At 46.5% G+C, this 12,188-nt stretch carries 11 protein-coding genes and 1 tRNA gene; 10 read left to right on the forward strand and 2 right to left on the reverse strand.

Annotation, left to right across the window (positions count from 1 at the left end; translation table 11 throughout):
- Positions 1-63: 63 nt before the first annotated feature.
- The 4 genes from EUBC25_RS09370 (at position 64) to EUBC25_RS09385 (ending at position 5,593) form a co-directional block, all read left to right on the forward strand.
- On the forward strand, positions 64-1,656 hold the full coding sequence (locus tag EUBC25_RS09370; RefSeq protein WP_230105228.1) for an OPT/YSL family transporter: 1,593 nt from the start codon (positions 64-66) through the stop codon (positions 1,654-1,656).
- A gap of 30 nt (positions 1,657-1,686) precedes the next feature.
- Positions 1,687-3,090: a dipeptidase PepV gene (gene pepV / locus EUBC25_RS09375; protein WP_230105229.1), complete on the forward strand. Its 1,404-nt coding sequence runs from the start codon at positions 1,687-1,689 to the stop codon at positions 3,088-3,090.
- A gap of 273 nt (positions 3,091-3,363) precedes the next feature.
- A complete protein-coding gene (locus EUBC25_RS09380) occupies positions 3,364-4,827 on the forward strand; it encodes a GH25 family lysozyme (protein WP_230105230.1) in 1,464 nt (487 codons plus the stop codon).
- Positions 4,828-4,918: 91 nt separating this feature from the next.
- A complete protein-coding gene (locus tag EUBC25_RS09385; RefSeq protein ID WP_230105231.1) occupies positions 4,919-5,593 on the forward strand; it encodes an MmcQ/YjbR family DNA-binding protein in 675 nt (224 codons plus the stop codon).
- Positions 5,594-5,645: 52 nt separating this feature from the next.
- Here the strand turns inward: EUBC25_RS09385 and EUBC25_RS09390 are convergent.
- Both EUBC25_RS09390 and EUBC25_RS09395 read right to left on the reverse strand, forming a co-directional pair.
- A tRNA-Ser gene (locus tag EUBC25_RS09390) sits at positions 5,646-5,737 on the reverse strand.
- Between the two features lie 91 nt (positions 5,738-5,828).
- Positions 5,829-6,110, reverse strand: coding sequence for a TFIIB-type zinc ribbon-containing protein (locus tag EUBC25_RS09395; RefSeq protein ID WP_230105232.1), 282 nt, complete (start codon positions 6,108-6,110; stop codon positions 5,829-5,831).
- 192 nt (positions 6,111-6,302) lie between these two features.
- On the opposite strand from EUBC25_RS09395, the gene EUBC25_RS09400 reads away from it, so the two are divergent.
- The 6 genes from EUBC25_RS09400 to lpdA are packed head-to-tail and all read left to right on the forward strand — an operon-like array spanning position 6,303 to position 12,063.
- Positions 6,303-6,980 carry a response regulator transcription factor gene (locus EUBC25_RS09400; RefSeq protein WP_304999989.1) on the forward strand — a complete coding sequence of 226 codons (678 nt, stop codon included), beginning with the start codon at positions 6,303-6,305 and terminating at the stop codon, positions 6,978-6,980.
- Positions 6,981-8,441, forward strand: coding sequence for a sensor histidine kinase (locus EUBC25_RS09405; protein WP_230105234.1), 1,461 nt, complete (start codon positions 6,981-6,983; stop codon positions 8,439-8,441).
- A 57-nt stretch (positions 8,442-8,498) separates the two neighbouring features.
- Positions 8,499-9,104, forward strand: a complete 606-nt coding sequence (gene hisH / locus EUBC25_RS09410) for an imidazole glycerol phosphate synthase subunit HisH (protein ID WP_230105235.1) — start codon at positions 8,499-8,501, stop codon at positions 9,102-9,104.
- A gap of 16 nt (positions 9,105-9,120) precedes the next feature.
- Complete coding sequence (hisF, locus tag EUBC25_RS09415) at positions 9,121-9,882, forward strand: imidazole glycerol phosphate synthase subunit HisF (RefSeq protein ID WP_230105236.1); 762 nt, start codon at positions 9,121-9,123, stop codon at positions 9,880-9,882.
- A 35-nt stretch (positions 9,883-9,917) separates the two neighbouring features.
- A complete protein-coding gene (ung, locus tag EUBC25_RS09420) occupies positions 9,918-10,586 on the forward strand; it encodes a uracil-DNA glycosylase (RefSeq protein WP_230105237.1) in 669 nt (222 codons plus the stop codon).
- Positions 10,587-10,632: 46 nt separating this feature from the next.
- Positions 10,633-12,063 (forward strand): dihydrolipoyl dehydrogenase, encoded by a 1,431-nt coding sequence (lpdA, locus tag EUBC25_RS09425; protein ID WP_230105238.1) that lies wholly within the window; start codon positions 10,633-10,635, stop codon positions 12,061-12,063.
- The last annotated feature ends 125 nt before the right edge of the window (positions 12,064-12,188 follow it).

Raw genomic sequence — 12,188 nt, forward strand, 5'->3', positions numbered from 1 at the left:
TCTGCGACTCAGGCGCTTTTTTGATACCGTCATGTAAAGGAACAGGAGAGGAGGAAAAAAAGAATGCAAGATAATCAGAAATCTAAAGCAGCGGATACATTTGAGAAAATACGATGTTCAGAGCCGATGACGATTATTTTTGGATCGGTTCTCGCGGTATTGTCAGGCATAATATGTATGCAGATCATGGGAAAGGTCGGAGTTTCGGCTAATACATCTATATTAGGCGCGATTTTTGCGATGCTTGTCGCAAGGATTCCGATGACAGTATTTGGGAAATTTAAAAGTGTGGAAAGACAGAATTATATCCAGACGATTGTGTCTGGCGCAGGTTTTTCCGCAGCAAACTGTGCCTTTGTGGCAGTAGCTATCCTGTTTGTGATGGGTGAATTTGACGCTATTTTGCCAATGGCGCTGGGATGTATTTTCGGAACATTGATTTCCGTTTATACGGTAGGGGCGTTGTTTGATTCTCCTTTGTTTCCTGCCAAAGAAGCCTGGGCGCCGGGAGTGGCTACTGCGGAGGTCCTGGAGGCTGGAGATGAGGGCGGGGATAAAGCTAAACGTGTTATCCAGGGTATTGTTGTAGGAATCCTGGGAAGTATCGTAAAATTACCGGTAGGCGCCGTAGGTATCGTATTCATTGCAAACATTGTATCTATGCTGGCGTTGGGGATAGGTCTGCTGATCCGGGGATACTGTGCCCCGCTGACAGGGTTTGATCTTGGGGCGACGAGTATCCCTCAGGGCTTTATGGTTGGAGCAGGTATTATCGCATTGATCCAGTCGGTTGTATCAATCTATCAGGGCTCTGCAAAAAGAGCAAAGAAATCAGAGGGAGATGATGTGGAAGAGGGACTGACTGTTTCTGCGGGAAAGACTAAGTGGACGCTGATCATTGCGTTGCTCACCCATTTGGCTGGCGGCGTATTTGTAGGAGTGATCTGTGGAATATTTACTGGGATGTCTGCTGGTGAAATGGCCTTATGGGTACTCTGGACTGCGTTTGCCTCTGTTGCTTCGATGATTATTATAGGGAAAGCTGCAATGTATTCCGGGTGGTTTCCAGGATTTGCGGTCACTACGATTTTCATGACCATCGGTGTCGTTATGGGCTTCCATCCTCTTGCTGTTGCGGTTTTGACTGGTTATATCAGCTCTGTAGGTCCATGTTTTGCGGATATGGGATATGATTTAAAAACAGGCTGGCTGATCCGTGGAAAAGCAAAAAATCCGGAATATGAATTGTATGGAAGAAAACAACAGGTTTGGATAGAAATGCTGGGAGCTTTGATCGGAATTATTGTTGTCATCTTTTTTGCGGACATGACATTAAAAGACGGATTGATTCCGGCTACAAGTACAGTATTTGCGACTACCGTAGAGATGGGGAGCGATATGGCGCTTATGAAGGAGCTGGCCATCTGGGCGATTCCGGGAGCGATCATTCAGATAATCGGAAGAAAGTATATGTTTGGCGTCCTTTTGGCGACCGGGCTTTTGATCAATAATCCAATTTATGGAATAGGTGTTGTTGTAGCTGTTATTATCCGAAAGATTATCGGGGATGAATTTATGAACTGCCGTGATGCTGGTTTGATTGCAGGGGATGGATTATACAGCTTTTTCTCGAGTCTTATCAAAATGTTTATCTAAATGCATAGAATCAGAAAGGAAGACAGTAAAATGGAACAGAAAATCGATGAACTTGTGAAATCATACCGTAATGATATGATCCAGTCTCTAGAAGAACTGGTTAAGATTCCCAGCGTGATCAATCTGGAAAGCGCCGGAGAAGGCGCCCCGTTTGGTCAGGAAATCCGAAGCGCCCTGGATGCGCTTATGGAGCTGGCCAAGACGCTTGGATTCGAAGTGCGGGATTATGACGGCTACGCGGCTGCAGTGGATTTTGGAGCAGAAGGCAGGGAGATAGGGATCTTGTCCCACATTGATGTGGTTCCGCCGGGGAACGGCTGGTCAAAGCAGCCCTTTGTCCCGGAAATTGAGAACGGGAAAATGTACGGAAGGGGCACGATTGATGACAAAGGACCGTTGGTTGCCGCGCTTTATGCAATGAAAGCTGTGAGGGAAAGCGGCCTGCCCATTAAGAACCATGTACGGCACATCATCGGCTGTGATGAAGAGACAGGCCACCGTTGTATCAAGTATTATCTGACCAAGGAAAAAGGCCCGGATCTTGGATTTTCTCCAGATGGTATGTTTTCTGTCATCCATGCGGAGAAAGGGATCCTGCGGTTCCAGATCCAGAAGGAACGAGAGCTTCCAAACACAAAGGAACTTTGCGTGATCCGGATCAAAGGGGGAACAGTTGTAAATGCAGTACCTAACATTGCGGAGGTGTGGATTGGCGGCCCAAAGGAGCAGCTGGAAGAGATTCTTAGGGAGTTCCAGGAAAAGATTTCCAAGGGAACTGCACAGATAAGAGAGGGAAATCTTTATCTTGCGTTTACCGGAGTCAGCGCCCACGCTATGCAGCCTTGGCTGGGAGAAAATGCGATCCTGTCCATGATCCGGTTCCTAAAGGATCTGCCGTTTGCGGATTACAAGACCAGGGAATATTTCAAAGCTCTGGCTGCTCTGTTTGAAGACGGCTGGGAAGGAAGAGGCCTGGGAATTGCCTGTGAGGATCAGCTTTCAGGAAAACTCAGTATGAATCTGGGGATCCTGAATGTGGAGAAAGAACACAGTGAACTGAAGGTAGATATCCGTTGTCCTGTCCATGTTGATCTGGACACAGTCTGGAAGACAATCCGTCTGACCTGTGAGAAACATGGATTCCAACCGGAATACTGGCAGAAACGGCCGCCGCTCTATGTACCTAAAGATGCACAGCTTGTGCAGATTCTGCTGGATGTGTACGAAGATGTGACTGGGACAAGAGAAGAGGCCATCACTATCGGGGGCGGAACCTACTGCCGTGATGTAGAGAACTTTGTTTCTTTTGGTCCGGTATTTCCGGGTGAACCGGAGCTGGCTCACGAGGCAGATGAATTTGTTGATCTGGATGAGCTGGTACAGTGTGCAAGACTATATGCGCAGGCACTGTATCGGCTGCTGCAGATGGAGTAAGATTGCATAATTTTAAGAGAGGGGATGTCGGTACCGACATCCTCTCAGACTGTAGACAAAGTTGGTGCGGGAGCTTAGTTCCGGCACCACTTCTTTGCCCAAATACAAATTCCCATATTTTTGTGTGAAAGATCAAAAAGAATCCTGATTTTCTGTCCTGCCTTTCTGGATGATCACTCATCCATTCATGGAATATGCCTCAAGTGGCAATTTCGATATTTTCGCATAAGTTAATATTGAAATTCTGCAAAAATTGACAGGAGGCAGCGAAATATGAGTTTAAATGGCATTGATATCAGCAATCATCAGGCAGGGCTTGACCTTGCGAAAGTTTCTGCTGACTTTGTGATATGTAAGGCTACAGAAGGAACCGGTTTTGTGGATCCATACTGTAACGGATTTATTCAGAGGGCAAAAAGCCTTGGAAGAAAAACAGGAGTTTACCATTATGCCACAGGAAAAAGTACAGGAAAAGAAGAAGCGGATTTTTTTTATAAAAATATTCGGGGGTATATCAAACAGTCGGTACTTGTTTTTGACTGGGAAGGAAAAGCAATAGAAAAAGGTCCGGGGTATGCCAAAGCGTTTCTGGACCGGATTTATGAATTGACAGGAGTAAAGCCGCTCATTTATATGAGCAACAGTGTAGTAAACAGTTATGACTGGACAAAGGTTGTACAGGCAGATTATGGTCTGTGGAATGCCGGATATTTTGCGGGGGATCAGACAATGGGCTATACGCCGGATGCTCCTGTTTACGGCAGCCTGGGGGCGTGGAAAACCTGTGCTATGTATCAGTACACTTCGTCGGGAAGGCTGCCGGGGTGGAGCGGCAATCTTGACCTGAATGTATTTTACGGCAGCAGGGAGGCCTGGGACAAATATGCGGGAGTTTCAAATGTCATAAATGATCCGGATGGAGCGATAAGAAATGGAGGAGAAATGCAGGGAGATCAATCGCAGAAGGGCGAAGTATCCTACCAGGTACATGTGAGGAGACAAGGGTGGCTTTCCTGGAAATGCGACGGGGAAATGGCCGGGACAACCGGACAGAACCGGCGGATTGAAGCGTTTCGGATCGTGCCTCCCGGAAAGACTGATGTAAAGATCCATATGAGGGGAACCGGGGACAGAGAGTATCGGGATATTACGAAAAATACGATCCTTGGAACAACGGAAGAAAAGAGACGGATAGAAGCCATTGCCATAGAAGGCAGTACAAAAGAGGAGGAGCTTCATTATGCCTATCAGGTACACCAGAAAAGCAAAGGATGGACAGACTGGAAATTTGATGGGGAATGGGCAGGAGAAAGAGGAGGATCTCTTCAGATGGAAGCAGTGAGGATCCGGATTGCCCATCTGGTCCTGGAGGTTCATGTGCAAAGCGAAGGCTGGCTGCCGAAAGTTCCGGATGGTGAGATCACGGGAACTACAGGTAAATCCCTTCGGCTGGAAGCATTCCGGCTGGATCCTTTTGAGAACGAAATCAGGGCGAAGGCCCATATTCAGTCAGAGGGCTGGGTGGATTATGGCATCATCAGCAAAAATACAGTGATCGGTACAGTAAATGAGAAAAAGCGGCTGGAATGTCTGTGCTTTGAAGGTCCCTTTGAATGGCGGGCGCATCTTGCTCACAGCGGCTGGACAGACTGGACTTTGGCAGATGGTATTGCAACACTGGGAACGGTGGGGCAGGCGCTTGCAATGGAGGCGTTTCAGATACGCATGAAAAGATAGAGGTTACGCCCGGACTTCTATGCTATAATGAAAATGGAAAATAAGAAATACAAAACAACTTTTACTGCGGCAAAAGTAAGCAGGAGGAGCGATGAAGGATATCATAAACAATATATTCAGGAGAAGGAAAGTCAATCTGACCAGGCTGCCTGCTTATGGATTTTCAGAAAATGAGGGCAGATATTTCTATCATACGGTGCTGCCGGGCAGCGGGTTTTCGATGGAGGTGGAAATTACCGGGAAGGGTTTGGTGAAAGCGACCGTAATTGACGCAGAAACAAATGAACCCTACACTTTGCATCTTACTGACAGCGCATCGGGCAGTTTTATCACAGGAGTGAAAATGGACTATGAACAGGTGCTCACTGATATTGCAGAACACTGCTTTGAGCCGGATGTTTTTAAGGGCATACAGACAAAAGCGATAATCGCTTATGTCAGAGAAACTTATGGAGATGAACTGGAATTTCTTTGGGCGAAAACGCCTGATAATGCTATCTGGCGCCGGAAAGATACACAGAAATGGTATGCCGCAGTCCTTACAATTTCCCGCAGCAAGCTGGGACTTCCTTCTGATGAAATGGCTGAGATCATCGATCTGCGGATCGAACCGGAACAGATGGAAGCGACTGTGGATAATAAAAAGTATTTTCCCGGCTGGCATATGAATAAAAGAAGCTGGTATACCATAATTTTGGACGGTTCAGTACCGGAAGAGGAGATATACAACAGAATCGACAGAAGTTACCGTCTGGCAACAAAATAAATCAGGAGAAAACCTCTGTTTTAAGGGGTTTTCTCCTGATGCTTTAATAGAACGGAGACGGAGGGATTCGAACCCTCGTACCGGCGATAAAACCGATAAACTGATTTCGAGTCAGCCCCGTTACGGCCACTTCGGTACGTCTCCTCGTTCATGCTGTCAGGTCAGGGAATGCATTCTCTGGCATAACAGCAGGAATATTATAACACGTCTGGACGGATTGGAAAAGGGAGAAAATCTATTTTTTCTTCCTGAAAAAAGAAAAGCGTGACCGCCGTTCTTCCTCACCGATTGCCAGGAGTTCGTCGTACGCCCGGCGCATTTCCCGTTCTCGTTTTTCCCGGACATGTTTTGGAGGGATATTGGCATATTTGGGATAATGCTCTTCCTCATCTTCGTTTTTTTCCTGCTTAGGAGCAGAGTCCGGCAGGCGGAACTTTTTACGGCATGTATCGCAAAGAGCATAGCCTGGAGACTTTTTGCTCATCCTTAAGGGATTTCCACATTTTGGACAATTCATTTTCAAAACCTCCTCACGGAAAACAGTATAGCACAAGTTGGAAAGATTTTCACAAAAGAAACATAAATTACTGGTATACTGTACTTGAAGGTAAGTGGGCTCTTTTGGATTTCTATACGGTGAATAGAGAAATCCGGTTGCAATTACCTGAAATATTGCAGATAATAGATAATAACAGAGGAGGTGGCTTTTGTGGATCAGATAAAAGTTTTAGTAGTGGATGATGAAAGCCGTATGCGCAAGCTTGTCCGGGATTTCCTTGAGCGGGAAGGATATAAGGTCCTGGAGGCAGGCGACGGTATAGAGGCTATGGATATATTTTATGAAAATAAGGATGTCTGTCTTATTATTTTGGATGTTATGATGCCGAAGATGGATGGCTGGCAGGTGTGCAGAGAGATACGGCAGTCTTCTAAGGTACCGATCATTATGCTCACGGCACGTTCTGAAGAAAGAGATGAACTCCAGGGCTTTGATCTGGGAGTAGACGAGTATATATCAAAACCTTTCAGCCCGAAGATCCTGGTTGCCCGTGTAGAAGCAATTCTTAGACGTACCTGCAGCGCGGCAGAGGAAGATGCATTGGAAGCAGGCGGGATCCGGGTTGATAAGACAGCCCATATTGTCACCATAGATGGAGAGAATGTGGACTTAAGCTATAAGGAATTTGAGCTTCTTGCCTATTTCATGGAGAATAAAGGAGTGGCTCTTTCCAGAGAAAAGATTTTGAACAATGTTTGGGATTACGATTATTTTGGAGATGCCAGAACCATAGATACTCATGTAAAGAAGCTTAGAAGCAAGCTGGGAGACAAAGGAGATTATATTAAGACTGTGTGGGGCATGGGATATAAATTCGAGGTGGACTAGATGAAGTATTCAATTCGCAAGCAGATGATAGGGATTTTTGTGGGCCTTATTGTCTGTATGATAATCGGTCTTTTTGTTATCAATGCTTTTTTCCTGCAGCCCTATTATGTAGAAAACAAAAAAGAAAGTTTTGTTAAAATGTACGATGATATCGGAAAAGTTATGGACGATGGGAATATCCAGAATGATTCTGTCAGGAACACATTGGCCTATACAGCGGAACGATATAATTTTTCCTATATGGTATATAATTTTGCGGAGCGTCAGGGCTATTCCAATGTCAGGGATACAGAAAAACTGCTGCAGCAGCTGACAGGAGTTCTTCTGAATCAGCCGGGAAGCCAGATGCTGGAGAAGACGGACTCTTATCAGATCATACGATTCAATGATGTGGACAGCGGTTCAGAGTACCTGGCTCTCTGGGGAGAAATGGGAAACGGATATAATATTTTCATCCGGAGCCCTATTGAAAGTATCAGGGAAAGCATTATGCTCTTTGACCGTTTTCTTCTTTTAGTGGGGACAAGCGTGATTGTGGCAGGCATTCTATTTGTGTGGTACTTTTCCAGAAGGCTGACAGAGCCCTTGATGGAACTTACCGCACTGTCGGTCAGGATGGCGGACCTTGATTTTGATGCCAAATATACAAGCGGCGGTAAAAATGAGATCGGTGTTCTGGGAGAGAATTTTAATGTGATGTCACAGAAGCTGGAAGAGGCGGTTTCTGAATTGAAAAGCGCCAATTACCGTCTGCAGCAGGATATCGAAAAAAAGGAAAAGCTGGAGAAAATGAGAACAGATTTCATGGGAAATGTTTCCCATGAGCTTAAAACCCCGATTGCCCTTATACAAGGATATGCGGAAGGGCTGAAGGAAGGGGTCAGTGATGATCCGGAGAGCATGCAGTTTTATTGTGATGTAATCATAGACGAAGCAGACAAAATGAATCAGATGGTAAAAAATCTCATGACATTGAATCAGCTGGAGTTTGGAGATCAGGATATCCAGTTTGAGAGATTTGATCTGACAGAGCTTATTAAAGGCGTGCTGCAAAGTATGGAAATACTGATCCAGCAAAAGGATGCGAAGATCCAGTTCAGAACCAAGGAGCCGGTCTATGTATGGGCGGATGAATTTAAGGCGGAGCAGGTGCTTCGTAATTACGTCAATAATGCGCTCAACCACCTGGATGGGGATAAGGTGATTGATATAAAAATTCTCTGTCATGATGAGAAGGCAAAAGTAACGGTATTCAATACAGGCATTCCGATTCCGGAAGATGATCTTCCCCATATATGGGAGAAATTTTATAAAGTGGACAAGGCTCATACAAGAGAATATGGCGGAAATGGTATAGGGCTTTCTATTGTAAAAGCGATCATGGATTCCTTTCATCAGGAATACGGAGTCAATAATTATGATAATGGCGTGGAGTTTTGGTTTGAGCTGGACAGAAAATAACCGGTGCAGTCATAGCATGCTTATACAGCGCCGGAAATAGAAAGGACAGGAAAGAGAATGATAGCGATAATTGATTATGATGCGGGGAATATCAGAAGTGTGGAAAAAGCGCTGAACTTCCTTGGACAGGAAGCGATAGTTACGAGGAAGAAGGAGCAGATTCTGGGAGCAGATAAGGTCATTTTGCCGGGCGTAGGATCTTTCGGTGATGCCATGGATAAAATACGTCAGTATGGCCTGGAGAAAGTGATCCGTCAAGTTGCAGAAAACGGAACTCCGTTTCTCGGCATTTGCCTGGGACTTCAGCTGCTTTTTGAGAGCAGCGAGGAAAGCCCCGGCGTTCAGGGACTTGGCATACTGAAGGGGCGGATACTGAAGATTCCGGAAACGGAAGGGCTGAAGATTCCCCATATGGGATGGAATACTCTGAAGCTCCAGGGAAACGGCAGACTTTTTCGAGGCCTTCCGGAGGATCCTTATGTCTATTTTGTCCATTCTTATTATCTGCAGGCGGCAGAAGAAGAGATCGTAACGGCAGTAACGGATTACGGTATCAGGATTCATGCTTCTGTGGAAAAAAATAATGTGTTTGCCTGTCAGTTCCATCCGGAAAAAAGCAGCAGCACAGGACTTGCCATTTTGAAGAATTTTGTAGAGTTATAAAACGGAGGAGAGAAGCATGCATACAAAACGAATCATTCCCTGTCTGGATGTTCATGGCGGGCGGGTAGTCAAAGGTGTGAATTTTGTGGATCTGAAGGACGCAGGGGATCCGGTGGAGATTGGAAAAGCTTACGACCAGGCAGGGGCAGATGAACTGGTATTTCTTGACATTACCGCGTCTTCAGACCGAAGAGCTACTGTGGTGGATATGGTGCGCAAAGTGGCAGAAACAGTATTTATCCCCTTTACCGTAGGAGGCGGGATCCGGACTGTGGAGGACTTCCGCGCGATCCTGCGGGAGGGAGCGGATAAGATCTCTATCAATTCTTCGGCAATCCAGACGCCGGAACTGATCTCGGCAGCGGCAGATAAATTCGGCAGCCAATGCGTTGTTGTCGCTATAGATGCCAAAAAGAGAGCGGACGGCAGCGGCTGGAATATCTACAAGAACGGCGGGCGTATTGATGTGGGGATTGACGCTGTAGAATGGGCGTTGAAAGCGGAAAAACTGGGGGCAGGAGAAATTCTCCTTACCAGTATGGACTGTGATGGGACGAAAGCGGGATATGACCTGGAGCTGACAAGAGCTATTGCGGACGCAGTGCGTATTCCGGTGATCGCATCCGGCGGCGCCGGTACACTGGAGCACTTCAAAGAAGCTCTGACGGAAGGGGGCGCGGATGCGGTGCTTGCGGCTTCCCTGTTCCATTATAAAGAACTGGAGATACGGGAAGTAAAAGAATATTTGAAAAAAGAAGGGATTTCGGTGCGCCTGTAAAGGCATCAAAACGGACGAAAGAGAAGGAGGATACGATGGCTGCAATATCAAACGACTGGCTGGAAGCATTAAAAGGAGAATTTGGCAAAGCCTATTACAGGCAATTATTCGAGACTGTAAAAAAGGAGTATGCAACTCATTTAATCTTTCCCCCATCTGACGATATTTTTAATGCGTTTCATTTGACGCCGCTTAAAGAGGTGAAAGCGGTTATTCTGGGACAGGATCCCTATCATAATGTGGGGCAGGCCCATGGGCTTTGTTTTTCGGTGAAAAAAGGTGTGGATATTCCCCCTTCTCTTGTGAACATTTATCAGGAGCTTCACGATGATCTGGGCTGCACGATTCCGGATCATGGCTGTCTTGAAAAGTGGGCCAGGCAGGGGGTGCTGATGCTGAATACTGTTTTGACTGTACGGGCTCATCGGGCAAATTCTCATCGGGGAATCGGTTGGGAGGAATTTACAGATGCGGCGATTCGGGTGTTGGATCAGGAAGACAGACCTATTGTGTTCATCTTGTGGGGGGCGCCGGCACAGAGGAAAAAGGCAATGCTCCACAATCCGAAGCATCTGATTCTGGAAGCGCCTCATCCCAGCCCGTTGTCTGCATACAGAGGATTTTTTGGAAGCAGACCGTTCAGTCAGACTAATGCCTTTCTGGAAAAGAACGGAATGGAGCCCATTGACTGGCAGATAGAGTAATAAAGAAATGCCAGAGAGTGATATATCTGGCAGGACAGGGGGAAATATGGAAGAGAACAGATATGATCTGGTAATTATTGGGGCAGGACCTGGAGGATATGTGGCCGCTAAAAAGGCAGCAGAACTGGGAATGAAAACAGCCGTGATCGACAGGGGGCCTGCAGGAGGAACCTGCATGAACAGAGGATGTATTCCGGCAAAAGCGCTTCTTCATGCCGCAACTTTGTACCGGGAAATGAGAGAGTGTGAGAAGTTCGGACTTCATGCGGAAAATATCAGTTTTGATCTTCAGAAAATATATGAGTATAAAGATTGGGCATCGGAACAGATGCGGTCAGAACTGGAAAAGGATTTTGAACGCCTGGGCATTGATATGATCTATGGAAATGCCGTGCTTCAAAAGAATAAAACTGTGAAGGTTGCCAGGGAGGACGGAAGCAGCCTTCTCCTTGCCGGAGATAAGATCCTCATTGCTGCCGGGGCCAAAGCGAAGCTGGCAGATATCCCGGGGATGGAGCTTCCGGGAGTGGTTACAAGTGAAGAACTGCTTGTCAGCAAGGCCCATAAATACGAAAATATGCTTATCCTGGGAGGGGGCGTGATCGGTCTGGAACTTGCCACTGTATTCCAGGCGCTTGGTACAAATGTGACCGTAATAGAAATCTCCGACCGGCTGCTCCCTAATATGGACCGAGAATTTTCAGATGCGCTGGAACAGATTTTGACAAAAAGAGGAATCCGGATTTATAAAGAAAGCATTCTCGAGCGGGTGGAAAAAAAGGGAGATCTTCTGGGATGTCGATTTGTGCATGACGGAAAGAACAAAGAAGAGTCGGTGGATGTGGTACTTGTGTCTGTGGGACGCGCGCCGGCCACAGAGGGTCTTTTTGAAGCGGATGTTCCTATCAAACTGGAAAATGGGAAAGTTGTGGTGGATGAATTTTACCGTACCAGCATGCCGGGAGTCTATGCGGTAGGTGATGTGACCGGAGGAATACAGCTGGCCCACGTGGCTTCTGCAGAGGCTACATATGTAGTGGAGAGAATGAATGATAAAAGAGCGTCAGTGATTCTTTCCATGGTTCCGGGTGGCTTGTTTACTTCAGTTTCGATCGTGCCAAGCTGTCTTTATACAGACCCGGAAATCGCTTCTGTGGGGCTGACGGAAGAGGAAGCGAAGAGAAAGGGAGTGCCGGTAAGGTGCGGGAAATATATCATGGATGGAAACGGACAGTCTATTATTGCAGGCGGAGAGGGCGGATTTATCAAAGTGCTCTTTGCAGCGGACAGCGATGAGCTTTTGGGAGCGCAGATGATGTGCCCCAGGGCAACGGATATGATCGGAGAGCTTGCCACGGCTCTTGCCAACGGTCTGACAAGCTCCCAGCTTATGTATGCAATGCGTGCCCATCCTACATTCAATGAGGCAATTTCATGTGCTGTGGAGGACAGCAGAAAGGCCGCTGTTACCCGATAGTCGGGTGCAGCGGTTTCTTGTGTGAAAATAAAGTCATTCCTCTATTGACAACAGGGAGAAAATGTGTTTATATTAAAGCATGAACATATGAACAATCATTCATATAAAGATAAATTTGAAGTCAG

It is taken from the genome of Claveliimonas bilis, assembly GCF_020892095.1.
GTDB lineage: Bacteria > Bacillota > Clostridia > Lachnospirales > Lachnospiraceae > Claveliimonas > Claveliimonas bilis.

Coding starts and splice junctions, on each gene's coding strand:
- EUBC25_RS09370 (WP_230105228.1), top strand. CDS start 64: ATGCAAGATAATCAGAAATCTAAAGCAGCGGATACATTTGAGAAAATA.
- pepV (WP_230105229.1), top strand. CDS start 1,687: ATGGAACAGAAAATCGATGAACTTGTGAAATCATACCGTAATGATATG.
- EUBC25_RS09380 (WP_230105230.1), top strand. CDS start 3,364: ATGAGTTTAAATGGCATTGATATCAGCAATCATCAGGCAGGGCTTGAC.
- EUBC25_RS09385 (WP_230105231.1), top strand. CDS start 4,919: ATGAAGGATATCATAAACAATATATTCAGGAGAAGGAAAGTCAATCTG.
- EUBC25_RS09395 (WP_230105232.1), bottom strand. CDS start 6,110: ATGAATTGTCCAAAATGTGGAAATCCCTTAAGGATGAGCAAAAAGTCT.
- EUBC25_RS09405 (WP_230105234.1), top strand. CDS start 6,981: ATGAAGTATTCAATTCGCAAGCAGATGATAGGGATTTTTGTGGGCCTT.
- hisH (WP_230105235.1), top strand. CDS start 8,499: ATGATAGCGATAATTGATTATGATGCGGGGAATATCAGAAGTGTGGAA.
- hisF (WP_230105236.1), top strand. CDS start 9,121: ATGCATACAAAACGAATCATTCCCTGTCTGGATGTTCATGGCGGGCGG.
- ung (WP_230105237.1), top strand. CDS start 9,918: ATGGCTGCAATATCAAACGACTGGCTGGAAGCATTAAAAGGAGAATTT.
- lpdA (WP_230105238.1), top strand. CDS start 10,633: ATGGAAGAGAACAGATATGATCTGGTAATTATTGGGGCAGGACCTGGA.